This window comes from Blastococcus sp. SYSU D00669 (assembly GCF_054050715.1).
Map to the genome: position 1 here is coordinate 69,662 of NZ_JBJGZV010000004.1, position 24,186 is coordinate 93,847.

At 74.7% G+C, this 24,186-nt stretch carries 24 protein-coding genes; 10 read left to right on the forward strand and 14 right to left on the reverse strand.

The features are described 5' to 3' along the window. Positions 1-199 precede the first annotated feature (199 nt). The 3 genes from ACI8AF_RS04790 (at position 200) to ACI8AF_RS04800 (ending at position 2,258) form a co-directional block, all read left to right on the forward strand. Entirely contained in the window at positions 200-589 is a 390-nt protein-coding gene (locus ACI8AF_RS04790) for an ATP-binding protein (RefSeq protein ID WP_456538527.1), read from the forward strand. A 79-nt stretch (positions 590-668) separates the two neighbouring features. Then, positions 669-833 carry a hypothetical protein gene (locus ACI8AF_RS04795; protein ID WP_456538528.1) on the forward strand — a complete coding sequence of 55 codons (165 nt, stop codon included), beginning with the start codon at positions 669-671 and terminating at the stop codon, positions 831-833. A 234-nt stretch (positions 834-1,067) separates the two neighbouring features. Further along, positions 1,068-2,258 (forward strand): cytochrome P450, encoded by a 1,191-nt coding sequence (locus ACI8AF_RS04800; protein ID WP_456538529.1) that lies wholly within the window; start codon positions 1,068-1,070, stop codon positions 2,256-2,258. A gap of 18 nt (positions 2,259-2,276) precedes the next feature. Here ACI8AF_RS04800 and ACI8AF_RS04805 read toward each other — a convergent pair whose 3' ends face one another. After that, complete coding sequence (locus ACI8AF_RS04805) at positions 2,277-3,233, reverse strand: SDR family oxidoreductase (protein ID WP_456538530.1); 957 nt, start codon at positions 3,231-3,233, stop codon at positions 2,277-2,279. A gap of 102 nt (positions 3,234-3,335) precedes the next feature. On the opposite strand from ACI8AF_RS04805, the gene ACI8AF_RS04810 reads away from it, so the two are divergent. The 4 genes from ACI8AF_RS04810 (at position 3,336) to ACI8AF_RS04825 (ending at position 7,858) form a co-directional block, all read left to right on the forward strand. Beyond that, on the forward strand, positions 3,336-4,178 hold the full coding sequence (locus ACI8AF_RS04810; protein WP_456538531.1) for a helix-turn-helix transcriptional regulator: 843 nt from the start codon (positions 3,336-3,338) through the stop codon (positions 4,176-4,178). A 91-nt stretch (positions 4,179-4,269) separates the two neighbouring features. Next, a complete protein-coding gene (locus ACI8AF_RS04815) occupies positions 4,270-6,549 on the forward strand; it encodes a xanthine dehydrogenase family protein molybdopterin-binding subunit (RefSeq protein ID WP_456538532.1) in 2,280 nt (759 codons plus the stop codon). Continuing rightward, positions 6,549-7,052: a (2Fe-2S)-binding protein gene (locus tag ACI8AF_RS04820; RefSeq protein ID WP_456538533.1), complete on the forward strand. Its 504-nt coding sequence runs from the start codon at positions 6,549-6,551 to the stop codon at positions 7,050-7,052. Before ACI8AF_RS04815 ends, ACI8AF_RS04820 begins: the two co-directional genes overlap by 1 nt. After that, positions 7,049-7,858, forward strand: coding sequence for an FAD binding domain-containing protein (locus tag ACI8AF_RS04825; protein ID WP_456538534.1), 810 nt, complete (start codon positions 7,049-7,051; stop codon positions 7,856-7,858). Before ACI8AF_RS04820 ends, ACI8AF_RS04825 begins: the two co-directional genes overlap by 4 nt. Before the next feature lie 51 nt (positions 7,859-7,909). Here ACI8AF_RS04825 and ACI8AF_RS04830 read toward each other — a convergent pair whose 3' ends face one another. The 7 genes from ACI8AF_RS04830 to ACI8AF_RS04860 all read right to left on the reverse strand — a co-directional run bounded on the left by ACI8AF_RS04830 (position 7,910) and on the right by ACI8AF_RS04860 (position 14,765). Next, on the reverse strand, positions 7,910-9,229 hold the full coding sequence (locus tag ACI8AF_RS04830; protein ID WP_456538535.1) for a sulfate adenylyltransferase subunit 1: 1,320 nt from the start codon (positions 9,227-9,229) through the stop codon (positions 7,910-7,912). After that, positions 9,229-10,137 (reverse strand): sulfate adenylyltransferase subunit CysD, encoded by a 909-nt coding sequence (gene cysD, locus ACI8AF_RS04835; RefSeq protein WP_456538536.1) that lies wholly within the window; start codon positions 10,135-10,137, stop codon positions 9,229-9,231. The genes ACI8AF_RS04830 and cysD overlap by 1 nt, the downstream gene beginning before the upstream one ends. Positions 10,138-10,228: 91 nt before the next feature. Next, on the reverse strand, positions 10,229-10,957 hold the full coding sequence (locus tag ACI8AF_RS04840; RefSeq protein WP_456538537.1) for an inositol monophosphatase family protein: 729 nt from the start codon (positions 10,955-10,957) through the stop codon (positions 10,229-10,231). Further along, on the reverse strand, positions 10,954-11,646 hold the full coding sequence (locus tag ACI8AF_RS04845; protein ID WP_456538538.1) for a PaaI family thioesterase: 693 nt from the start codon (positions 11,644-11,646) through the stop codon (positions 10,954-10,956). The genes ACI8AF_RS04840 and ACI8AF_RS04845 overlap by 4 nt, the downstream gene beginning before the upstream one ends. Before the next feature lie 32 nt (positions 11,647-11,678). Beyond that, complete coding sequence (locus tag ACI8AF_RS04850; protein WP_456538539.1) at positions 11,679-13,163, reverse strand: sensor histidine kinase; 1,485 nt, start codon at positions 13,161-13,163, stop codon at positions 11,679-11,681. 4 nt (positions 13,164-13,167) lie between these two features. Continuing rightward, entirely contained in the window at positions 13,168-13,896 is a 729-nt protein-coding gene (locus ACI8AF_RS04855) for a response regulator transcription factor (protein ID WP_456538540.1), read from the reverse strand. Positions 13,897-13,991: 95 nt separating this feature from the next. Then, positions 13,992-14,765: a siderophore-interacting protein gene (locus tag ACI8AF_RS04860; protein WP_456538541.1), complete on the reverse strand. Its 774-nt coding sequence runs from the start codon at positions 14,763-14,765 to the stop codon at positions 13,992-13,994. A 278-nt stretch (positions 14,766-15,043) separates the two neighbouring features. Between ACI8AF_RS04860 and ACI8AF_RS04865 the strand changes: the two genes are divergently transcribed. Beyond that, the gene (locus tag ACI8AF_RS04865) at positions 15,044-15,253 is read left to right on the forward strand and encodes a DUF2945 domain-containing protein (RefSeq protein ID WP_456538542.1); all 210 of its coding nucleotides are present in this window, start codon (positions 15,044-15,046) and stop codon (positions 15,251-15,253) included. A 9-nt stretch (positions 15,254-15,262) separates the two neighbouring features. After that, on the forward strand, positions 15,263-15,694 hold the full coding sequence (locus ACI8AF_RS04870; RefSeq protein ID WP_456538543.1) for a DUF2795 domain-containing protein: 432 nt from the start codon (positions 15,263-15,265) through the stop codon (positions 15,692-15,694). A 21-nt stretch (positions 15,695-15,715) separates the two neighbouring features. Here ACI8AF_RS04870 and ACI8AF_RS04875 read toward each other — a convergent pair whose 3' ends face one another. After that, positions 15,716-16,498, reverse strand: coding sequence for a hypothetical protein (locus ACI8AF_RS04875; RefSeq protein ID WP_456538544.1), 783 nt, complete (start codon positions 16,496-16,498; stop codon positions 15,716-15,718). 226 nt (positions 16,499-16,724) lie between these two features. On the opposite strand from ACI8AF_RS04875, the gene ACI8AF_RS04880 reads away from it, so the two are divergent. After that, positions 16,725-18,731, forward strand: a complete 2,007-nt coding sequence (locus tag ACI8AF_RS04880; protein WP_456538545.1) for an LCP family glycopolymer transferase — start codon at positions 16,725-16,727, stop codon at positions 18,729-18,731. 257 nt (positions 18,732-18,988) lie between these two features. Here ACI8AF_RS04880 and pstB read toward each other — a convergent pair whose 3' ends face one another. The 5 genes from pstB to mshD all read right to left on the reverse strand — a co-directional run bounded on the left by pstB (position 18,989) and on the right by mshD (position 24,182). Then, on the reverse strand, positions 18,989-19,768 hold the full coding sequence (gene pstB / locus ACI8AF_RS04885) for a phosphate ABC transporter ATP-binding protein PstB (RefSeq protein WP_456538546.1): 780 nt from the start codon (positions 19,766-19,768) through the stop codon (positions 18,989-18,991). A gap of 29 nt (positions 19,769-19,797) precedes the next feature. Then, entirely contained in the window at positions 19,798-20,877 is a 1,080-nt protein-coding gene (gene pstA, locus ACI8AF_RS04890; protein ID WP_456538547.1) for a phosphate ABC transporter permease PstA, read from the reverse strand. A gap of 5 nt (positions 20,878-20,882) precedes the next feature. Then, entirely contained in the window at positions 20,883-21,824 is a 942-nt protein-coding gene (gene pstC / locus ACI8AF_RS04895; protein ID WP_456538548.1) for a phosphate ABC transporter permease subunit PstC, read from the reverse strand. A 97-nt stretch (positions 21,825-21,921) separates the two neighbouring features. Next, complete coding sequence (pstS, locus tag ACI8AF_RS04900; RefSeq protein WP_456538549.1) at positions 21,922-23,037, reverse strand: phosphate ABC transporter substrate-binding protein PstS; 1,116 nt, start codon at positions 23,035-23,037, stop codon at positions 21,922-21,924. A gap of 215 nt (positions 23,038-23,252) precedes the next feature. Then, positions 23,253-24,182, reverse strand: a complete 930-nt coding sequence (gene mshD / locus ACI8AF_RS04905; RefSeq protein ID WP_456538648.1) for a mycothiol synthase — start codon at positions 24,180-24,182, stop codon at positions 23,253-23,255. Positions 24,183-24,186 lie beyond the last annotated feature (4 nt).

The window sequence follows — 24,186 nt, forward strand, 5'->3', positions numbered from 1 at the left end:
TCTGAACCCATGTTGCATGCAACGCGTGTGACATGCAACGGGTACGACACGCAAGAGGGGTTGCACTCGGCATCCCGAGCGTGGATAGTCACGCTCCACCGGATGGCGCGCAACCCGTCGCGCCGGACCGCCGGAGCCCACCCCGTCGGCGTGGGGGCCCCGACCCGACAGGATCCAGGCCAGCGCAGAACGGAACCCGATGTCCACCTTCACGGCCAGCGTCGACCTCCCCCCGGGGGTGCGCAGCGTGCCCGTGGCTCGGCACGTCGTCGTCGACCTGCTGCGCGTCTGGCGCGCGCCGCACGACCGCGACGACGCCGCGCTGCTGGTCACCGAGCTCGTCACCAACGTCGTCGACCACGTCGGCGCCGAGGCGGTCATGACGCTGGAGCTGCAGCTGGCCGACGGCTGGCTGCAGATCTCGGTGGCCGACGGTTCCTCGGTGCAGCCCGTCATCCGCGAGCTCGACACCGGCCACCCGCGCGGGCGCGGCCTGCGGCTGGTCCAGGCGATCGCCGACCGGTGGGGCAGCGAGGACCACGACGGGGGCAAGCGGGTCTGGTTCGAGCTCGCCCCGCGGCACGAGTGACCCGGCCGCTGGTTTGCCACCGGCCGGGTCCGGGGACGGGGACCGCGGGACCTGTTCGCGGACCGAAGGAGACTGCGCGATGAGCGAGCCCACCAGCAACACGCAGGCGGCGGGCGAGGGCCTGTCCGACGAGGAGATGGTGCAGACCGTCGCCGACCAGACCGCGAGCGACTCGGAGCACGCCGACGAGGCCGGCAAGGACTGGAACGGCGACCCGGGATCGGCTCCCGCGCCCACCGAGTGACCCTCCCGGACGGCGCCGTCCCCGTCGGGGGCGGCGCCGTCGGCGTGCTGACAGACTCCGGGCCGTGACTGCTGCCCCGGTCGCCACCCGCCGTCCCCCGGCCGTCGCCGTCGCCCGGCCGTCGCCGTCGCCCGGCCGTCGCACCGCACGCTGCTGCGCTGGGCGGTCCGGCACGGGTTGCCCGCGGTCTACCTCACGCGCGCCGCACGCCGCGGGGACCTCGTGGGCCGGTTCATGCGCGACCGGGCGACCCGCGAGCAGCCCTTCGCGCTCTACGAGCAGCTGCGCGCGGCCGGCCCGCTGACCTCCAGCAGCCTCGGCCTGGTCACGACGTCGCACGCCCTGGCGCAGGAGGTGCTGCGCTCGGAGGCCTTCGGCGTCGGCTGGGACCGCTCGTCCGCGCCCGCCCCGATCCGCTGGGCCCTCGAGCACGGCGACGAGCTGGACGCGTCCGGCGTCGCCGAACCGCCGTCCATGCTGGTCGTCGACCCGCCGGACCACAGCCGCTACCGCCGGCTGGTCAGCCGCGCGTTCACGCCGCGGGCCATCGCCGCGTTCGAGCCGATGGTCGAGCGGACGGCGCACGAGCTGCTCGACGCCCTCGACTGCGAGGACGGCGTCGTCGACCTGGTCGAGCGCTACGCCGCCCAGCTTCCGGTGCTCGTCATCGCCGAGCTGCTCGGCGTCCCGGTCGACCGGCGGGAGGACTTCCTGCGCTGGGGCGAGGCCGGCGCGGCCACGCTGGACCCCGGGCTGCCGCTGCGCCGCTACCTGCGCGCCGAGCGCGGGCTGCGCGAGCTGCACGCGTTCCTGCGCGGGCACTTCGACCGGCTGCGCCGCGAGCCGGGGGACGACCTGGTCAGCCGCCTGGTCGGGCTGCCGGGGGAGGAGGCGCTGTCCGAGCGGGAGCTGCACGCGACGGTGATGCTGCTGCTCGGCGCCGGGTTCGAGACCACGGTGAACCTGCTCGGCAACGCCGTCGTCCTGCTCGACGCGCACCGGGACCAGTGGGACGCGCTGCGCGCCGCGCCCGAGGGCTGGGCGGGCGCCGTCGAGGAGGCGCTGCGCCACGACAGCCCCGTCCAGATCACCGGCCGGACGGCGCGGAGCGACGTCGAGCTGGCCGGGCGCCGGCTGCCGGCCGGTGCGCGGGTGACCCTCTTGCTCGGGGCGGCCAACCGCGATCCCGAGGTGTTCGCCGGCCCGGCCCGCTTCGACGTCACCCGCCCGAACGCCCGCGAGCACCTCGCGTTCTCCGGCGGCGTCCACTACTGCCTCGGCGCGGGGCTGGCCCGGCTCGAGGGCGTGGTGGGGCTCCGGGTGCTCACCGAGCGCTTCCCCGGCCTGCGGGTGGCCGGGAGCCCGGTGCGCCGCGACCTGCAGACCCTGCGCGGCTTCGAGACCCTGCCCGTGCGCCTCCGGTAGTCCCGCCCGGGCCGGTCGTCACGACGGCCGGACGGCGCGACCGCTCCGGTCGGCCACCAGTGCCACGGAGACGTCCCAGGTGCGCGCGGCGTCCTCGGCGCTGCGCAGCGGGCGCCAGAGGGGCTGCTCCGCGGGCAGACCACCGAGGCCGCCGAATCCCCCCGGCCCGTACAGCCGGCTGCCCTGGGCGGCGGGGGAGGTGGCGGCGACGAGGGCCGGCAGCTGCGCCGTCTCCACCGTGCCGACCACGAGACCGCGACGGGACAGGGCGCGGATCACCCGCACCTCGCGCGTGTCCTCGGCGCGGCCCATCTCGGGGCGCGCGGCGAGCAGGCTCGTCGGTGCGACGCCGGGGTGGGACAGGTTGCTCGTGATGCCCCAGCCGCCCGCCCGGCTGCGCCGGTCGAGCTCGAGGCCGAACAGCCCGAGGGCGATCTTGGACTGCCGGTACGCGCGCATGCCGTCGTAGCCGCGCTCCCAGCCCAGGTCGTCCCAGTTGATGGCGCCGCGTCGCGCGGCGACGCTGACCTGCGAGGTGACGCGGGCGCGGCCGGCGCGCAGCAGCGGCAGCAGGTGGGTGACGAGCGCGACGTGGCCGAGGTGGTTGGTGCCGAACTGCAGCTCGAACCCGTCGGCGGTCGTACGCCGGTCCGGTGGCGTCATGACGCCGGCGTTGTCGACCAGCAGGTGCACGGGCCGGCCCTCCTCGTTCAGGGTCTCGCCGAGGGCGGCGACGGAGGCGAGGGAGGACAGGTCCAGGGAGCGGAGCGACACCTCCGCGTCGGGCACCCGCCGGCGGATCGCGGCGAGCGCCGCCTCGCCCTTGTCCGGGTTCCGGACGGGCAGGAGCACCTCCGCCCCGGCGGCGGCGAGCGTCGTGGCGATGCCGAGCCCGATGCCGTCGCTCGCGCCGGTGACGACGGCCCGCGTGCCGGACAGGTCGGGGACGGTGGGGTCGAGTCGTGTGCGTGTCATGGGTCCACCGTCGCCGGGATCGAGGACGGCGTTCAGGGCCTGTGGAGCCACGGATCGGCGGTCCGTGGCTACGCCGGCGCGGCAGCGGTAGGAACGGGGCACATGGGGATCGACCGGGCAGGGCTGGCGGACTTCCTCCGCATCCGCCGGGAGGCGCTGCAGCCCGAGGACGTCGGCCTGCCGCGCGGGCAGCGCCGCCGGACCAGCGGGCTGCGCCGCGAGGAGGTCGCCGCGCTCTGCCACATGTCGGCCGACTACTACGCCCGCCTGGAACGGCAGCGCGGGCCGCAGCCCTCGGAGCAGATGATCGCCGCCATCGCCCAGGGCCTGCACCTGTCCGTCGACGAGCGGGACCACCTGTTCCGGCTCGCCGGGCACCACCCCCCGGCCCGGGGTGCCGACAGCGAGCACGTCAGCCCCGGCCTGCTGCGCATCCTCGACCGGCTGGACGACACCGCGGCGGAGGTCATCACCGAGCTCGGGGAGACGCTCCGCCAGACCCCGCTGGGCGTGGCGCTGACCGGGGACGCCACCCGGTACACCGGCCCGGCGCGGAGCATCGGCTACCGGTGGTTCACCGACCCCGCCTGGCGGGCGCTCTACGCGCCGGAGGACCACCCGTTCCTCTCCCGGCTCTACGCCTCCGGCCTGCGGGAGATCGTCGCCCAGCGCGGTCCCGGCTCGCGGGCCGCGCGGTACGTCGACCTGCTGCTCGCGCGGAGCGAGGAGTTCCGGCGCATCTGGGAGGACCACGAGGTCGGCCTGCGCCCCCGCGAGGTCAAGCGCTTCGTCCACCCCCAGGTGGGCGCGCTCCAGCTCAACTGCCAGACCCTGCTCGATCCCGACCAGTCGCACCGGCTGCTCGTCTACACCGCCGTCCCGGGCTCGGAGACCGCCGAGAAGCTGCGGCTGCTGGGGGTGCTCGGCGCGGCCGCGGGGCCCTGACGGCCCGGCGCCCCCGGCCTCCGCCACCCGCGCGTGGGCGCGGTCACACCCTCTGACAGAGTGCCGGGAGAGCACTCGACGAAGGGTTCGCATGAGCATCCTGGGCACCCGCGTGGTCCGCACCGAGGACCCGCTCTTCCTCACCCGCGGCGCGACCTACACCGACGACCTGGTCGACGACCGCCTCACCGGAGCCGTGCACGCCACGTTCGTCCACTCGCAGGTGGCGCACGGACGGGTGCTGTCGGTGGACGTCTCGGCGGCCCGCGAGGCGCCGGGCGTGGTCGACGTCGTCACGGCCGCCGACCTCACCGACCTGGAGCCGCTGCCGTCCGGGCTGCCGATGGTGCCGCCGGCGGTGCAGCGACCGTGGCTGGCGGGGGACACCGTCCGGTTCGTCGGCGAGCCGGTCGCCGTCGTCCTCACCGAGGAGCGCTACCAGGGCGAGGACGCCGCGGAGCTGGTGTCGGTCGACATCGACCCGCTGCCCGCCGTGGTCGCCCTCGACCACGCGGTGCGCGACGAGGTGCTCCTCTTCCCCGAGGCGGGCACCAACGTCATGGCGACGTTCGGCAACCCCGTCCCCGAGGGCTTCTTCGACGGCTGCGAGGTCGTCGTCCGGCAGCCGATGGTCAACCAGCGCGTCGCGCCGGTGCCGCTGGAGACCCGTGCGGCCGCCGCGGCCTGGGGCGACGACGGCCGGGTGACCATCTTCTGCTCCAACCAGAGCGCCCAGCAGGCCAAGGGGCAGATCGCCGGCTGGCTCGGCCTCGACCCCGCGCTGGTGCACCTGGTCACCCCCGACGTCGGCGGCGGCTTCGGCGCGAAGATCGGTGCCGATCCGGAGTTCGCGCTGGTCGCCTGGCTCGCCAAGCGGGTGGGGCGGCCGGTCCGCTGGGCGGAGAACCGGTCGGAGAGCATGGTCGGCATGGTCCACGGCCGCGGCCAGGACCAGGTCGTCACCGTCGGCGGCCGCCGCGACGGCACCGTCGAGGCCTACGCGATCGAGGTCGTGCAGGACGCCGGGGCCTATCCGCGGCTCGGCGTCGTCCTGCCGACGTTCACCCGGTTGATGGCCGCGGCCACCTACGCCTTCCCGAAGGTGCACGCCTACGCGCGGTCGGTGGCCACCAGCACGACGCCGACCGGCGCCTACCGGGGGGCCGGCCGGCCGGAGGCCACCGCGGCCGTGGAGCGGGCGCTCGACGTGTTCGCCGCCGAGATCGGCATGGACCCCGCCGACGTCCGCCGGAAGAACCTCATCCCGCCGTTCGACGAGCCGTACACGACCGCCAGCGGCGCCACCTACGACACCGGAAACTACGCCGCCGCCCTCGACCGGGCCCTGGAGGCGGCCGGCTACGCGGAGCTGCGGGCCGAGCAGGCGCGCCGGCGCGAGCGCGGCGACGTCCGGCAGCTCGGCATCGGGTTGTCGACGTACGTCGAGATCACCGGGGCCGACAACGGCATGGGCGCCGCCGAGTCGGCGTCGCTGGAGGTGCACCCCGACGGGACGGCGACGGTGCTCACCGGCACCTCGCCGCACGGCCAGGGGCACGCCACGGCCTGGGCGATGCTGGCCAGCGACCAGCTGGGCATCCCGGTCGAGAAGATCACCGTGCTGCACGGCGACACCGACCGGATCCCGCGCGGCGGCGGCACGATGGGCTCGCGCAGCCTGCAGCAGGGCGGCGCGGCCGTGCACCAGGCGGCGGTCGAGCTGATCGAGCTGGCCAAGGCGCGCGCCGCCGAGCTGCTGGAGGCCGACCCGGCCGACCTGGAGGTCGACCTGGCGGCGGCGGGCATCGCGGTGCGCGGCACACCGGGGGCCGGGATCACGTTCGCGCAGCTGGCCGAGCAGGAGCAGCTGCTGGTCGACACCCGGTTCACCGCCGCCGGGCCGACCTTCCCGTTCGGCGCCCACCTGGCCGTGGTCGAGGTCGACGTCGAGTCGGGCAAGGCCGAGCTGGTGCGGATCGTGACCGTCGACGACGCCGGCACGATCGTCAACCCGCTGCTCGCCGACGGGCAGCGGCACGGCGGCATCGCCCAGGGGGTGGCGCAGGCGCTGCTGGAGGAGGTCCTCTACGACGCCGACGGCAACCCGCAGACCTCCACCCTGGCCGACTACCCGTTCGTCTCGGCCACCGAGCTGCCCAGCTTCGAGCTGGTCGACATGGCCACGCCCACGCCGATCAACCCGCTCGGCGCCAAGGGGATCGGCGAGGCCGGGACCATCGGCGCCACCCCCGCGGTGCACAACGCCGTCATCGACGCCGTGTCGCACCTCGGCGTCCGTCACGTCGACATGCCCGCCACCCCCATGAAGGTGTGGCGGGCCGTCCAGCAGGCCTCCGGAGGGACCCACTGATGCAGGTGACCGTCACCGTCAACGGGCAGCGGCGGACCGACGAGGTCGAGCCGCGGCTGCTGCTCGCGCACTACCTGCGCGAGGTCTGCGGGCTGCGGGCCACCAACATCGGCTGCGACACCACCTCGTGCGGGGCCTGCACGGTGATCGTCGACGGGCTGTCGGTGAAGTCGTGCACGGTGCTGGCGGCGCAGGCCGACGGAGGGAGCGTGACCACGCTGGAGGGGCTGGCCGGCCCCGACGGCGAGCTGCACCCGGTTCAGGCCGCGTTCCGCAGCGAGCACGGCCTGCAGTGCGGCTTCTGCACGCCGGGCATGGTGATGGCGGCGATCGGCGTCCTCGCCGACAACCCCGATCCCACCGACCGGGAGGTGCGGGAGGGCCTGGAGGGCAACCTCTGCCGCTGCACCGGCTACCACAACATCGTCCGCGCGGTCCGCGCCGCGGCCGAGGCCGGCCCGGCCGCCGGGCAGGTGCCTCAGTCCGAGGGGGTCCAGGCGTGATCCCGGCGCCGTTCGACTACGTGCGGGCCTCCTCGGTGGAGGAGGCCGTCGCCGCGCTCACCGAGCACGGCGACGACGCCAAGCTGATCGCCGGCGGGCACTCGCTGCTGCCGCTGATGAAGCTGCGGCTGGCCGTGCCGGCGGTGCTGGTGGACATCAGCCGCATCCCGGAGCTGTCCTACGTCCGGGTCGAGGACGGCGAGGTCGCGATCGGTGCGGGCACCCGCCACTTCGAGCTGGAGCGCTCCGACGCCGCCCTCGCCGAGGTGCCGCTGCTGCCGCACGTCGCCTCCCGCGTCGGCGACCCGCAGGTGCGCCACCGCGGCACGCTCGGCGGCACGGTCGCGCACAGCGACCCGGCGTCCGACCTCCCCACCGCGCTGCTGGCGCTGGGCGGCGACGTCGTCGTCCAGGGCCCGGGCGGCCGGCGGTCGATCCCGGTGACCGAGTTCTGGCTGGGCTTCTTCGAGACCGCGCTCGAGCCCGACGAGGTGGTCGTCGAGCTGCGCGTGCCGCGGACCGGCGCGGGCGGCTGGGGCTACGAGAAGTTCACGCGGCGCGAGAACGACTGGCCGATCGTGGCCGCCGCGGCGGTGCAGGGCCGGGTGGCGCTGGCGAACATGGCCGGCGCCGTGGTCCGGGCGACCGCGACCGAAGAAGCGCTGGCCGGCGGGGCGTCGATCGCCGATGCCGCCGCGCTGGCCGACCAGGGCCTCGAGCCGTCGTCCGACATGCACGCCGACGCCGAGTACCGCCGGCACCTCGCCCGCCTGCTCACCCGCCGCGCCCTGGAGAAGGCGGCCTGACGTGCTCTGTCGCGATCGAGCACGCGCGCTCGATCGCGACAGAGCACCGGTTCAGCGGTGGGGCGGGAGCATCCCGGCGCCGACGGTGGCGTTGGTGGCCTCGTCGACGAGGATGAACCGGCCGGTGACCCGGTTGCGGTTGTAGTCGTCGAGGAACAGCGGCTGGGTGGTGCGCAGCTTGACCCGGCCGATGTCGTTGAGGCCGAGCTCGGTGGCGTCGAGGTCGCGGTGCAGCGTGTTGACGTCGAGCCGGTAGACCAGCTCCTTGACCATCGCGCGCACCGTGCGGGTGGTGTGCTTGACCACCAGCCGCTGCCGGGGGCGCAGGGGCTCGTCGGTCATCCAGCAGACCAGCGCGTCGAGGTCCTGGGTCGCCTGCGGCACGTTGCCCGGCCGGCAGAGCAGGTCGCCGCGGGAGACGTCGAGGTCGTCGGCGAGCCGCACGGTCACCGCCATCGGCGCGAACGCCTCCTCGACCGCCCCGCGCGGGCCGTCGATCGCGGCGACCGTGGTGGTCAGGCCGCTCGGCAGCACCTGCACCTCGTCGCCGGGGCGCAGCACCCCGCTGGCCACGGTGCCGGCGTACCCGCGGTAGTCGTGGAACGCATCGGACTGCGGCCGCACCACGTACTGCACCGGGAAGCGGACGTCGACCAGGTTGCGGTCGCTGGCCACGTGCACGTGCTCGAGGTGGTGCAGCAGCGACGGCCCCTCGTACCAGGGCGTGTGCGCCGAGCGGCTCACCACGTTGTCGCCGTGCAGCGCCGAGATGGGGACGACGGTCAGGTCGGGGATCGACAGCTTCGAGGCGAACGCCGTGAACTCGTCGCGGATGCGCTCGTAGACCTCCTCGGACCAGTCGACGAGGTCCATCTTGTTGACCGCGACGACGACGTGCGGCACCCGCAGCAGCGAGGCGAGGAAGGCGTGCCGCCGGCTCTGCTCGACCATGCCCTTGCGGGCGTCGACCAGCACGATCGCCAGGTCGGCGGTGGACGCGCCGGTGACCATGTTCCGCGTGTACTGCACGTGGCCCGGGGTGTCGGCCAGGATGAACGTGCGGCGCGGGGTGGCGAAGTACCGGTAGGCGACGTCGATGGTGATGCCCTGCTCGCGCTCGGCGCGCAGGCCGTCGGTGAGCAGCGCGAGGTTCACGTAGTCGCCGCCGGCGCTGGCCCGCTCCACGGCCTCGTACTGGTCCTCGAAGACGGCCTTGCTGTCGTAGAGCAGCCGGCCGATGAGGGTGCTCTTGCCGTCGTCGACCGAGCCGGCGGTGGCGATGCGCAGGATGTCCTTGCGGGCGACGGCGATGTCGTGCGCCTGCTCGGCGGCGGCGGAGTGGACGTCGACGGGCGCCTGGGTGCTCGTCATCAGAAGTACCCCTCCTTCTTCCGGTCCTCCATGGCGGCGTCGCTGACCTTGTCGTCGCCGCGGGTGGCGCCGCGCTCGGTCATCCGGGTCACCGCGATCTCGGCGATGACCTCCTCGACGGTGCGGGCCTGCGAGCGCACGGCGGCGGTCAGGTTGGCGTCGCCGACCGTGCGGTAGCGCACCGACTCGCGGAACACGCGCTCGCCGTCGCGCGGGGTGATGAACTCGTTGACCGCGTAGAGCATCCCCTGCCGCTCGACGACGTCGCGCTCCTCGGCGAGGTACAGCGGCGGGATGGCGATCTCCTCGCGGGCGATGTACTGCCAGACGTCCAGCTCGGTCCAGTTCGACAGGGGGAAGACGCGGATCGACTCGCCCAGGTGGATGCGGCCGTTGTAGAGGTCCCACAGCTCCGGCCGCTGGTTCTTCGGGTCCCACTGGCCGAACTCGTCGCGGAAGCTGAACACCCGCTCCTTGGCCCGCGCCTTGTCCTCGTCGCGGCGGGCGCCGCCGAACAGCGCGGTGAAGCCGTGCTTCTCGACGGCGTCGAGCAGCACCGGCGTCTGGATGCGGTTGCGCGAGCCGTTCGGCTCCTCCTTGACCACGCCGGCGGCCATCGCCTCGGGCACCGAGGCCACGATGAGCTGCACGCCCAGCTCGGCCACCCGCTTGTCGCGGAACTCCAGGACGTCGTGGAAGTTCAGCCCGGTGTCGACGTGCATGACCGGGAAGGGGATGCGGGCCGGCGCGAACGCCTTGCGGGCCAGCTCCAGCATCACGATGGAGTCCTTGCCGCCGGAGAACAGCAGCACCGGCCGCTCCAGCTCGGCGGCCACCTCGCGGATGATGTGGATCGACTCCGCCTCGAGCGTCTCCAGCTGGGTCAGCCGGTAGTCAGGTGTGGACACGCGCACGGGCTCCGGTCGTTCGACAGCAGGGGCTACCACGGGACCCCAACCGCATCGGTTGGGTAGGGATTCCCGGGACCAGTGTCCCTGATCACCCGGCGGCGACGGCCGTGAGGATGGTCTCCTCCAGCTCGGGGCGGCACACCACGAGGTCGGGCAGCGACGGATCGGCCTCGTTGTAGCGCAGCGGCGAGCCGTCGAGGCGGACGGCGACGAGGCCGGCGGCGAGCGCGACGGCGACCGGCGCCGCGGAGTCCCACTGGTACATGCCGCCGGCGTGCACGTAGGCGTCCACCTCGCCGCGCACGACCGCGCTCACCTTGAACCCGGCCGACCCCATGGGCACCGTCGTGCCGCCGAGTGCCCGGGCCGCCGCCTCGGCCACCGCCGGCGGGCGGGTCCGGCTGACGGCGATCCGCGGCGGGCCGCCGTCGCGGGCGGGGACGACCGGCGGCGGGTCGGTGACCAGCACCGTGCCGAGGCCGGGTAGCGCGACCGCGGCGGCGCTCAGCGAGCCCGCGGACCACAGCGCCACGTGCACCGCCCAGTCACGGCGGCCCTCGCCGTACTCGCGGGTGCCGTCGAGCGGGTCGACGATCCACACCCGCGGCGCGTCGAGCCGCCGCCGGTCGTCGACCGCCTCCTCGCTGAGGACGGCGTCGTCCGGGCGGTGCTCGGCGAGCACGGCCGCGATGGCGGCCTGCGCGCCGGCGTCGCCGCGGTCGCCCAGCTCCCGGCCGGTGGCCCCGCCGGCGCGCAGGTCCAGCAGGACGCGCGCGGCCGCGGCGGCGGCCTCCCGCGCGACGTCGACGTCGGTCACCGCCGCACCTCCGTGGCGTCGGTCGGCCGCCCGGGCGGTGCGTGCCGGCCGGAGGCGTCGGTGATCGCGCCGAAGTAGCCGGCCAGCTTCTCGGGCCGGGGGGAGACGAACACGCCCCGCGCCTCGACCAGCGCGCGGTCGGGCTCGGCGGTGAGGGCGATCGTGCCGGTGACGGCGGTGCGGCGCCCGGCGTCCTCCACGACCCGGGCGCGCAGCACCACCGGCGTGTCCAGCGGCACGGGCCGCCGGTAGTCCAGCTCGAGGTGCGCCGTCATGCCCCACAGCCCGGCCGCGATCGCGGCCGAGCCCAGCATCTGGTCCATGAGCAGGCTGCTCACGCCGCCGTGCAGGTACCCGGGTGGGCCCTCGTAGGCCAGGCCGAGCACGGTCTCGGCGACGATCCCGCCGTCGGCCCGGCGCAGGTCCAGCGGCGGCGCCATCGCGTTGCCGACGCCGGTCACCGGGCTGTACACGCGCCGGAACGCGATCGGGTCGTCGAGCGCGGGCAGCTGGTGGGCCGGCCGCTGCGCGGCGGTCAGCCGCGCGGTGACCGCGCGCGCCTCCGCCGCGGCCGCGAGCAGCTCCTCGGCCGGCACCGTCGTCCGCACCGAGGCGTCGAGCAGCCCGCGCAGCGCACCGCCCAGCTCGGTGACGGCGGCCAGCAGCGTCGGGTCGGGTTCGGGTGCCACGTCCCGGGACGGTAGCCAGGCCCGCGCGGGGCTCAGTCGGGCGGCCCCGAGCGGCGCAGCCGCACGGTGAACTCGGCACCCTCTCCCGGCGCCGTGACCACGTCCACCGTGCCGCCGTGGGCGGCGACCAGCGAGGCCACGATGGCCAGCCCCAGGCCGGTGCCCCCGCCCTCCCGCGTGCGGGAGGTGTCGGCCCGGTAGAACCGCTCGAAGACCCGCGCCGCGTCGGCCTCGGTCATGCCGGGCCCCTCGTCGGCGATCCGCACCAGCAGGACGTCGGGGTCGGCGTCCTCGGCGACGGTGACGGTCACCCGGGCGGTGTGCGGCGTGTGGGTCAGCGCGTTGGTCACCAGGTTGCCGATCACCTGCCGCAGCCGGGCCTCGTCACCCAGGACGACGGGGACGTCGGTCAGCGACTCGTCGAGGTGCAGCGTGACCGGGCGGTCGGGCTGGACGGCGCGCGCGTCGTGCACCGCGTCGCCGGCGATCTCGGCCAGGTCCACCGGCGTGATCGCCAGCGGCCGCTGCTGGTCCATGCGGGCCAGCTGCAGCAGGTCCTCGACCAGCAACCCCATGCGCGCGCCCTCGGACTCGATGCGGTGCATGAGCCGCTTCGTCTCCTCGGGATCGCCGACCGCGCCCTGCCGGTACAGCTCGGCGAACCCGCGGATGGAGGTGAGCGGGGTGCGCAGCTCGTGGCTGGCGTCGGCGACGAAACGCCGCATCCGCTCCTCGGACGCCCGGGCCTGCGCCTCGGAGTCCTGCTGCGCCCGGAACGAGCTCTCGATGCGGGCCAGCATGCCGTTGAGCGCGGTCGACAGCCGGCCGACCTCGGTCCGCTCGTCGCCCTCCGGCACCCGCTGGGACAGGTCGCCGGCCGCGATCGCCTGCGCCGTCCGCTCGACGTCGGTCAGCGGCCGGAGGCTGTTGCGCACCAGCAGGTAACCGGCCGCTCCCAGCAGGACGAGGACGATCAGCCCGACGACGACCTCGATGGTCACCAGGCGCTTGATGGCCGCCTGGTCCCGTGAGACGTCGATGCCGATCACCACCGTGGACCCGTCCGGGAGCACGCCGCTGATCAGCCGCCAGTCGGTCTTCCCGTCGACGGCGGGCACGGTGACCGCGTTCCCCGCAGTGCCGAGGTCGGTCTCGGGGGTCAGCGTGCCGACGTCGGGCTCCCCACCCCCGGTCGGCCCCCAGAGGACGACGAGGTCGGTCTGACCGGGCGGGAGGCAGGCGAGGTAGACCGGGGTGGGCGCGGCCTGGTACTGCCCGCGCGCGCAGAACCCGAGGTAGCGGCCCGGTCGTTCCTCCACCTGCCGCAGGTAGGAAGCCAGCTGGGCGTCCTGCTGAGTGGTCAGGTAGTCGCGCAGCAGCGACGTCGCCGCGATCCCGGTCGCGCCGAGCCCGACGGCGACCAGCACCACCAGCAACGCCACGAGGGTGACCCGCAGGGGCACCCGGGCGGGCCGGGCCGGGCGCGGACCCCCCTCCAGCAGTCCGGAGGTCGTCACCGCGTCACGTGCCGCGCGGCAGCCGCAGCGTGTAGCCGACGCCGCGGATGGTGTGGAGCAGCCGCGGCTCGGAGGTGTCGACCTTGCGGCGCAGGTAGGAGATGTAGGACTCGACGACGTTGGCCTCGCCGTTGAAGTCGTAGTTCCAGACGTGGTCGAGGATCTGCGCCTTGGACAGCACCCGCCCGGCGTTGGCCATGAGGTAGCGCAGCAGCTTGAACTCCGTCGGCGAGAGGGGGATCAGCTGCCCGGCCTTGAGCACCTCGTGCGACTCCTCGTCGAGCTCGATGTCGGCGAAGGTGAGCCGCGGCGCCTCGGCGGTCCGCTGCGGACCGGACGTGCGGCGCAGCACCGCCCGGATGCGGGCGAGCACCTCGTCGAGGCTGAACGGCTTGGTGACGTAGTCGTCTCCGCCCAGCGTGAGCCCGGAGACCTTGTCCTCCGCCGCGTCGCGCGCGGTCAGGAACAGCACGGGGGTGTGCCGGCCGCTCTCGCGCAGCCGCCGCACGACGCCGAAGCCGTCGAGGCCGGGCATCATCACGTCGAGCACGAGCAGGTCGGGACGGAAGGACGCCGCGAGGGCGAGGGCCTGCTGGCCGTCGGCGGCCGTGGCGACCTCGAAGCCGGCGTAGCGCAGGCTCGCCGAGAGCAGCTCGCGGATGTTCGGCTCGTCGTCCACCACCAGGAGGCGGGCCTCGGGCGCGGGGCGCCCGCTGGGCTGGCTGCCGGTCACGGCTCCTCCCTGGGGGCGTGCTGATGCCGTCGTCATGCCTGAGAGGTTCCTGGCACCGGCTTCGGCTGCCCTGGACGGTACCTGTGAACTGCCTGTCAGCCGGCGGGCGACATCGAACGCCCACGCCGCCAGTAGCCGATCGCGTGGTGCTGCGCCCGCCCCAGTCCCCAGCGTCCGCGCAGGTCGGCGCGGACCGTGCGGACGGCGGCCGACTCCGCCGCCACCCAGGCGAACAGGTCGTCGTCGGCCGGCCGCTCCAGCGCGGCCACCGCGTCGGCCAGCAGGGTGCTCTCCCCCGGCGCCGTCCCGCCGCGGTGCAGCCAGCGCACCTCGACCCCGGCCGGGGCGGCGAGCGGCTGCTCCTCCTCCGGCCCGGCGACCTCCACCAGCGCCAGCCCCTCGGTGGCGGCCGGGGCGGCGGCCAGGACCCGGCTGATCGCCGGGAGGGCGGTCTCGTCGCCGGCCAGGAGCAGCCGGCCGGCCGGCCGGTCGCCGAGCGCCGCGCCACCGGCGACGGCGAGCGGGGCGCCGGCCGTGGCGGCCGCGGCCCACGCGGCGGCCGGGCCGGTGCCGTGCAGCACGAAGTCGATCTCGACCGTGCCGGCGGCGGGGTCCTGCCGGCGGGCGGTGTAGCTGCGCAGGCTCACCCCGTGGCTGCCCTGCGGCCAGACGATCCGCCCGTCCCGGGCGATCCCCGGCCAGACCGGGTCGTCCTCGCCGACCCGGGGGACGAGGAGGTGCACCGTGGGACCGGCGGCGGCGACGGCGGCCGGCTCGCCGCGCAGCAGCACCCGGCGCACGGTCGGCGTCACGTCGGTCACCGACGCGACGGTGAGGACGTCGACCGGGCGGACGTCGGGAGCGTTCACGGGGCACCAGCGTAGGAACGGGCCGACCCGGCCGACCCCGGGGGAATGGAGTCGACCGGGCCGGCGATCGAGGACGGCGGTCGAACTCACCCTCGGTAGTCGCCGTCCGCGCGGTGACCAGCGCGGAAAGGTGAGAGCGCCCCCGTCGACGAACACGCTACGTCACCGCGGCGGCGATGTCAGTGCCCGCACGGGTGAGACCCGGTTCCTTTCGGGTGATGTGTGCCCGCCGCCCGCCACGGGCAGGGGAGCGGGGACCGCGCAGACCAGGAGGAGCGATGGCCGACGACTTCAAGAAGGGTGATCACGTCACCTGGAACAGCCACGGCTCGAAGGCCGAGGGCACCGTCCAGCGGAAGATCACCGAGGAGACCGAAGCCGCCGGCCGGAAGGTGAAGGCGAGCAAGGACGAGCCCCAGTACGAGGTGAAGAGCGACAAGAGCGGGGGCACCGCCGTGCACAAGCCGGGTGCCCTGCACGAGGACTGAGGAGATCCCGTGACCGAGAGCGCAGACCAGTTCGCCGGCACGTCGGCGCGCAGCACCAAGCACAGCCCCCGCGTGGACGAGGAGCTCGAGCACGAGTTGCAGGGCATGCTCAAGGCCGAGCGGGGGACCCGCGCCGAGGAGTGGCGCGAGGTCGAGCCGTCGGCCGAGGGCGAGCCCGACGTCGACGCCGACCCCGCCGGCACCCTCGTCGGGGGCACCCCGGTCGGCATGGACGCCGACGCCGTCGTCCGACGCGCGGAGCTCGCCCGCTGGCTCGACCGCGCCGACTTCCCCAGCGACGGCCCGAACCTGGTGGAGGCCGCGCGCGACCACCGGGCACCCGACGCCGTCGTCGCCGAGCTGGAGCGGCTGCCCGGGGGCCGGACCTACGAGCGGATCGGCGACGTCGTCCGCGCACTGGGCTACCCCACCGAGACCTGACCGCGACCCGCCGCCGGGTCGTCAGGACCCGGCGGCGGGCCCCGCTCCGTCGGAGGACGGCTCCTCCGCCTGCTCCTGCGCGATCTCCTCGCGCCCGCGGCGGCGGAACAGCCTCGAGCCCGGGAAGCCCTTCACCACCTCGCGCAGGTCCTGGACGGTGTCCAGCAGCGCGTGCACGTCCGGCGCCACGCCCTCGAGGCCCTGCAGCACCGGCAGGATGTCGTCGTCCAGGTGGGTCACCAGGGTGGGCAGCCGGTCGATCAGCGTCACCAGGGCCTCGACCTCGTGCGGGTCCATGGTCTCGGCCAGCCGGCGCAGCGAGGGTGCCAGCTGCTGCAGCGGCTCGGCGTAGCCGTCCACCACCGGTTCCATCCGCCCGACCAGCCCCTCCGCCCGGGCCAGGGCGCCGTCGGCGCGCTCGGTGGTCCGGCCGACGGCGGTGATCGCCTCGTCTGCCTCGGCCCGCGTCGCGCCCACGGCGGCGATCGCGTCGTCCGCCCGCTGCTGGGTGCCGGCCAGCCGGTCGATGGCCTCGTCGGCCTTGCGCTGCGTGTCACCGACCCGGCCGATGGCGGCGTCCGCCTTGTCGCGGGTCGCCTCCAGCGCGGTGAGCGCCGCCTCGGCCCGCCCGACCGCGACCTCCACCCGGCCGATCAGCGTCGTCACGCGGCCGAGCAGCTCCTCGACCCGCCCCACGACCGAGCCGATGCGCGGCACCAGCGCCAGCGCGTCCGAGACCCCCTCGCGCAACCCCTCCACCGCGTTGAGCACGTCGCCCGGACCAGGGAGGGAAGGCAATCTCACCCCCGCGACGCTACGACGGGTGCGGATCCGGCGCCCCTCGGTACAGGCGAGTCGACACGATCGGGCGGTGCGGCGCCCGTATCGTGGGAGGACCGCCGCACGGATGCGCGGGCGCCGGCGCCTGCCGCCGGCAGTAGACGGGGGACGGCAGCGCACGCACAGCCACGATGGGAAGTCGACAGCGGTGGGGGAACAGCCGAGGCGGGACGACGGCGGCGACCGTCGGGTGCCCGGGCGGTCCCGGGCCCGCGCCGACCAGCCCGGCGCCCAGCCGATCACCGTCGAACAGCTGCTCGCCCGCCAGGGCGGTCCGGCCACCGGCCGCCGGCGCGCCGTCCGGCGCGGTGAGGAACCCGGTCGCGACGAGGCGCCCGCGCGGCTGAGGGCCCCGGACGTCCCGCCGTCGGGCACGCGCGGCGGCATGCCCCCGGTCCCCGGTGCCGGCCCGGCGCCCGCAGCGCCCCCGCCCGCCCCGGCCCCGCCCGTGTCCTCCGCGACGACGACCCCACCCGCCGGCCGCCGCCCCGGCCTGCCGCCCGTGCCCGACGGCCGGGCGCGCCCTTCCGTGCCGGTCCCGCCGCTGCCGCGTGCCGGCGCCGCGGTCACCTTCCCGCCCGCCGACGTCGAGCCGGGTGTGCGCCCCTCCCGTCCCGTCGCGCCGCTCCCGCCGATCCCGGGCAAGCGGCCGGCCCCGCCGGGGCCGGAGGAGCGGCCGCCCCCCGGCTTCGCCCACCGGGCCCGCCGGTCCGCCACCGCCACCCGCGGTCGCCGGCGGCTGACGCGTGCGGTCCTCGTGATCGTCGCGGTCGTCGCCCTCGTCGGGCTGTACCACCTCGGCCTGTACTTCTACGTCGACCGCAGCATCGGGCGCGTGGACGCGCTGGCCACCGACGGGGCGGAGGTGCTGGCCCCGCAGCTGCAGGCCGACACCGAGACCTACGTGGTGGTGGGCTACGACGTCCCGGGGCAGGAGGGGCCGGCGTCGGTCGCCACGCTGGTCGCCTCCGTGTCCGAGGAGGAGCAGCGGGCGGTGCTGGTCAGCATCCCGCCGACCGCCTACGTGGACACCCCGGCCTGCCGCACCTCCGACGGCTCGCTGCGCCCGCCGACGTCGGAGGCGTTCGCCTCCTCGCTGCTCGACGGCGGTCCGGCCTGCCTGGTGCGCGCCGTGCAGCAGCTCTCCGGCCTGCGCGTGGACCACTACCTGGCGGTGGACCTCTCCCAGCTGCCCGGCATGGTCGACGCCCTCGACGGGATCTCGGTGTGCGTCCCGGGCTCGGCGGCGTCGGCCGCGGCGGCCGAACCCCTGCCCGCCGGGCAGCACCAGCTCACGGGCGCCGACGCGGCGGCGTTCCTGCGCCCGGGGGACGCCGGCTCCGACGTCACCGGCGCCGCGGTGGCCGAGCGGGCGCAGGTCGTGCTGACCGCCACCCTGGGCGGGGCGATGTCGACCGGCACGCTGCTGAACACCGTCACCCTCACCCGGTTCCTGTCCCGGGCGGCCGACGCCCTCACCGTCGACGAGGCGACGACCCTGGGCGACCTGCGCGGCCTGGCCGGCACCCTCGGCGAGCTGCCGGACGGCTCGGTGCAGGGGGCCGGGCTGCCGGTGTCCCTGGTCGGCTACGTGCCGGTCGGCTCCGAGCAGGCGTACGTGCTCCTCGACGGCGCCGGCACGCGGTCGATCTTCGACGCCGTCATCGAGCGCACGACACTGCCGGAGGAGTACACCGCCGCCCCGCCGGCTGCCGACGGGGCACCGGCGGAGGCGTCGCCCGCGGCCGGGCCGAGCGCGTCCGCCGAAGCCGCGGTCCCGCCGGCGCCGGCCGGTCCCGAACCGCTCACCGCGGCGCCGGGCACCGTCACCGTCGACGTCCTCAACGGCACGGGCACCGCGGGGCTGGCGGCCGAGGTCGGCGACCAGCTGCGGGCGCAGGGCTTCGGCGTCGGGGCGGTGGGCAACGAGCCCGGGACCGTGAACGAGACCCTCGTCCGCTACGGCCCGGCGGCCCTCGAGCGCGCCCGCACCGTCGCGGCGGCGGTGCCGGGTGCGGTGCTGCAGGCCAGCGACAGCACCGGCGACGCCGTCCAGCTGGTGCTCGGTCCCAACTTCTCCACCGTGGTGCCGGTGACCGTCCCCGATCCCGCGGCGGCGGTGCCGGCTCCGGAGACGTCGGCCGCCGAGACCACCGCCGCACCCACCCCCGAGCCGACCGCGCCGGCCTGCAGCTAGCCCCTGCAGCCGCGACGGGGTGGTGGACCGGCGGCGATGTGCACCGACGGCGCATTCGCGCGCCGGAAGTGCGCCCGTGCCGCACAGGGCTCCGCGCTGGAGCGGCACCTGCCGAGCTACGGCTGCAACCGAGTGCGCTGAGGCGGGGTTCTGGACGGTCGAACCCCGCCGTAGCGCACTGCGTCGACCCGTGGAACGACACCGGCGCCGTCCCCCGGTGGGGACGGCGCCGGTGGGCGACGACTACGGGCGGGCGATCACCCGAAGCGGCCGGAGATGTAGTCCTCGGTCGCCTTCTCGTCGGGGTTGGTGAAGATCTTCTCGGTCGGGTTGAACTCGATCAGCCGGCCCGGCTGCCCCACGCCGTTGAGGTTGAAGAACCCGGTGTGCTGGCTCACCCGCGCCGCCTGCTGCATGTTGTGCGTGACGATGACGATCGTGAACTGCTCCTTGAGCTCGGTCATCAGGTCCTCGATCGCCAGCGTCGAGATCGGGTCCAGGGCCGAGCAGGGCTCGTCCATGAGCAGCACGTCGGGCTCGACGGCGATCGCGCGGGCGATGCACAGCCGCTGCTGCTGACCGCCGGAGAGGCCGGCGCCGGGCCGGTCGAGGCGGTCCTTGACCTCGTCCCACAGGTTGGCGCCGCGCAGCGACTGCTCCACCAGCTCGTCGAGCTCGGGCTTGCGCATCTTCTTGCTGTTGAGCCGCACGCCGGCGATCACGTTGTCGTAGATCGACATCGTCGGGAACGGGTTCGGCCGCTGGAAGACCATGCCGATCTGCCGGCGGACGTCGACCGGGTCGGTGTCGGCGGCGTAGAGGTCCTGGCCGTCCATGACGACCTTGCCCTCGACGCGGGCGCCGGGGATCACCTCGTGCATCCGGTTGAGCGAGCGCAGGAAGGTGGACTTGCCGCAGCCCGAGGGGCCGATGAGCGCCGTCACGGCGCGCGGCTCGATCGAGACGTTGACCCCCTCCACCGCGAGGAAGTTGCCGTAGTAGATGTTCAGGTCCGAGACGTCGATGCGCTTGGCCACGATGTTCTCCGTAGGTCGGGTCGGCCGGGTCAGCGACCGGTCTTGGGGGCGAAGACGCGGCTGATCAGCCGTGCGACGAGGTTCAGGATGAGCACGATCACGATGAGCACGAACGCCGCGGTCCAGGCCCGGTTGATGCCGTTCTCCGGGGGCACGCCGGGCTGGGTGAGCTGGTAGTACGCGTAGACCGGCAGGGTGGCCATGCGGCCGTCGAACGGGTCGAAGTTCGACGCGTTGGTGAGGCCGACGGTGACCAGCAGCGGCGCCGTCTCACCGATGACCCGGGCGATCGCCAGCGTCACCGCGGTGCCGAGACCGGCGAGCGCGGTGGGCAGGACCACCTTCACGATCGTGCGCCACTTCGGCACGCCCAGAGCGTAGGAGGCCTCGCGCAGCTCGTTGGGCACGAGCTTCAGCACCTCTTCGGACGAGCGCACGACGACCGGGATCATCAGCACCGACAGGGCGACCGCACCGGCGAAGCCCATGCGCACGCCCGGGCCGAAGAAGATCACGAACAGCGCGTAGGCGAACAGGCCGGCGACGATCGACGGGATGCCGGTCATGACGTCGACCAGGAAGGTGATCCACTTCTTCAGCCGGCCGCGGCCGTACTCGACGAGGTAGATCGCGGTCATCAGGCCGATCGGCACCGACATGAGCGCGGTGATCGCGGTGATGATCAGCGTGCCGAAGATGGCGTGGTAGGCGCCGCCGCCGGGGCCGGTGACCCCCACCATCGAGGAGGAGAAGAACTCCCCGTCGAGCCGGGCGGCGCCCTTGCTGACGACCTCCCAGACGAGGCTCACCAGCGGCACCATCGCGACGAGGAAGGCGCTGTAGACCAGGCTGGTGACGAACCGGTCGGTCGCCTTGCGCGAGCCCTCGCGGGCCCGGGACGCCGTGTAGACGATCGCGGTGCCGACCACCCCGACCGCCACGGCGAGCAGGACGACGTTGAGGTCGGTCACCACCAGGAGCAGGACGGCGAGGACGGCCAGCCCGCCGAAGACGGCGGGCGCGAACCTGCGCGGGAGCGGGTGGTGGTCGCTCCCTGGCAGGGAGTCGACCGGGGCGGGGGCCTCCGGGGTCCGGGTCGGGGTGCTCATCCGGTTCACTCCGAGAAGTCGGCCCGGCGGTTGACGATCGCCCGGGCGAAGAAGTTGACCGCGAAGGTGATGACGAACAGCGCCAGACCGCTGAAGATCAGCGTGTTGACGTCGAGGCCGCTGGCCTCGGGGAAGTTCAGCGCGATGTTCGCGGCGATCGTCGACGGGTTGGTGCTGCTGATCAGGTTGAACGTGACGACGCCGGAGGCCGACAGCACGATCGCGACGGCGAGCGTCTCGCCCAGCGCACGGCCCAGCCCGAGCATCGCGCCGCCGATGACCCCGGAGCGGCCGTAGGGGAGCACGGCCATGCGGATCATCTCCCAGCGGGTCGCGCCCAGGGCGAGGGCTGCCTCGCGGTGCAGCGCGGGCGCCTGGCTGAAGACCTCGCGGGAGATGGCGCTGATGATCGGCAGGATCATGACCGCCAGCACGATCCCGGTGGTGAACATGGTGCGGCCGGTCGCCGAGGCGGGACCGGCGAAGAGCGGGATGAACCCGAGGTTGCGCTCGAGCCACTCGTACATCGGGACGAGCTTCGGCGCCAGCCACGCGATACCCCAGAACCCGAAGACGATGCTGGGGATGGCGGCGAGCAGGTCGACGACGTAGCCGAGCCCCTGCGCCAGCCGGCGCGGGGCGTAGTACGTGATGAACAGGGCGATGCCGATCGCCAGCGGGGTGGCGATGAGCAGCGCGAGGATCGCGGCGAGCAGCGTGCCGAAGAGCAGCGGCCAGACGTAGGCGAGGGCGCTCTCCTCGCCGGGCAGCTCGCCCGGGTCGGCGACCAGCGCGGGGATGGACTGGGCGATGAGGAAGACGGCGACCCCGGCCAGGACGACCAGGATCAGGATGCCGGCGCCGCTGGCGCTGCCGGCGAAGAGGCGGTCGCCCAGCCGGCGGACCGAGCGCTTCGGTCGCTCCTGCTGGGGGCTGGTGAGGGTCACTCCGGCTCCGGTCGACGAGCGGTGGATGTGGGGTCCGGGCGGCCGAACGGCCCGGGGCGTCTGTCGACGCCCCGGGCCATCCGGGCGGAACGCACGGTCAGGCGGCGCTGATCGCGTCGACCGCGGCCTGGGCCTGCTCGCGCAGACCCTCGGAGATCGGCGACGAGCCGGCCTGGTCGGCCGCGGCCTGCTGGCCGTCCTCGCTGATCACGTAGCCCATGAAGGCCTTGACCAGGTCGGCGGTCTCCTGGTCCTCGTACTGGACGCAGCCGATGTGGTAGCTGACCAGCACGATCGGGTACTCGTCGGGGTTCGTCGTGGTGCGGTTGATCTCGTAGGCGAAGTCGTACTCGCCGCGGCCGGAGACCAGCTCCGAGCCCTCGACCACGGCCGAGGCGGCCTCGGGGCTCGGGGCGACGAACTGCTCGCCGACCTTGATGTTGGCGACGCCCAGCTCGCCGGCCTGGCTCTCGTCGGCGTAGCCGATCGCGCCCTCGCCGGCCTGCACCGCGCTGATCACGCCGGAGGTGCCGTTGGCGGCCTCGCCACCCTCGAGCGGCCACTCGCCGTCCGGCTCCGAGGTCCACACCTCGGGCGCGGCCGCCGCCAGGTACTCGGTGAAGTTGTTCGTGGTGCCCGAGTCGTCACCGCGGTGGACGGCGGTGATCGCCGTGCCGGGCAGCTGCGCCTCCGGGTTGTCGGCGGCGATCGCCGGGTCGTTCCACGTGGTGATCGCACCGGTGAAGATGCCCGCGATCGTGGCGGGGGAGAGGTTGAGCTCCTCGACGCCCGGCAGGTTGTAGACGACCGCGATGGCCGAGATGTAGTTCGGCAGCTCGAACACGCCGGAGTCGCCGCAGACCTCGGCCGCGGCCGCGAGCTCCTCGTCGTCGAGCGGGGCGTCGGAGCCGGCGAACTGCACGCCGCCGGTGGTGAACTGCTCGCGGCCACCGCCGGAGCCGACCGGGTCGTAGTTCACGGTCACGTCGGGCTGCTCGCCGCTGAAGCCGGCCGTCCAGCCCTGCATGGCGGCCTGCTGGGCGCTCGACCCGGCGCCGTTCAGGGTGCCGCTCAGCTGCTCGGCGCTGCTGCCGCCCTCGCTGCCCCCGTCACCACCGCCGGACTCGTTGGACGCGCCGCACGCGGCGAGCGCGAGGGAGCCGGCGAGCGCCATCGCCAGGGGGATGGCGCGCGTCTTGGTGCTGAGCTTCAAGTCGTTGCCTCTCGACACGGCCCGGACGTCGTAGCCGGGCGCACTGGACCAACGTGCGAGAAAGCTAGGGAGCCGAGGTGGCCTGATCCGGGTCGCCGGGTGAACGAGCGGTGAACGCCTGCCGAGCGTTTCCCGACCGGGTGAGAACGGGATCACAACCGCTCGGTGAACGAGGGCGCGTCGGCTATCGCCGGTAACGAGACCGTCTCAGCTCGCTACGCCCGGCGCCACAGCACGTCGACGGAGAACCGCCGGAAGCCGGTGCGCTCGTACAGCGCGACGGCGGCGGCGTTGTCCTCCTCGGTGTACAGCAGCACCTGCCCCAGCCCGCGGCCGCGCAGGTGCGCCAGCCCGAGGTCGGTGAGCGCGCGCCCGAGGCGCAGCCCCTGGGCGTCGGGGTCGATGCCCAGCACGTAGATCTCGCCGACCGCCTCGTCGGCGGCGTCCCCGGGCGGGTGCACCTTCGTCCAGTGCGAGCCGAGCAGGACGCCGCCGTCGTCGGGGTCGCCGCGCCAGGCCAGCAGGAAACCCGCCGGGTCGAACCACGGCTCGGCCTCGCGCAGCCGCAGGTCCTCGGCGGTCCACCGGCCCTGCTCCGGGTGCCACGCGAAGGCGCGGGCGTTGACCCGCAGCCACGCCTCCTCGTCGCGGCCGGGGACGAACGGCAGCACCTGCACGCCCTCCGGCAGCCGGGGCCGCGGGTCGGCGTCGACGCCGGTGAGGTCGCGGCGCATCTGCAGCAGCACCCGGGCCCGGCCGTAGCCGCGCCGCCCGGCCAGCGCGGTGGCGCCCGGCAGGTCGCCGTGCGCCCACACCGCGAGCGGGCCGCCGCCGGCGAGCTGCTCGAGCCGGGTCGCCAGCGCCGTCCCGACGCCCTGCCGGCGGGCGGCGGGTGCGACCACCAGCTCGGCGACCACGTCGGCGTCGGTCTCGAGCCGCGCGTACCCGACCAGGGCGCCGTCGGCCGCGGTGGCGAGCACGTCGCGGCTGCCGGGCGGTCCCCCGTGCTGCAGCCGCAGCTCGGTCTCCTCCGACACCGGGCGGACGCCGTCGGCGTCCTGCGCCGCGTCGAGCAGCGCGAGGACGGCGGCGACGTCGTCCGGGGCGAGCCGGTCGACGTCGCGGAGCGCGGGCGCGGAGGTCAGGGCC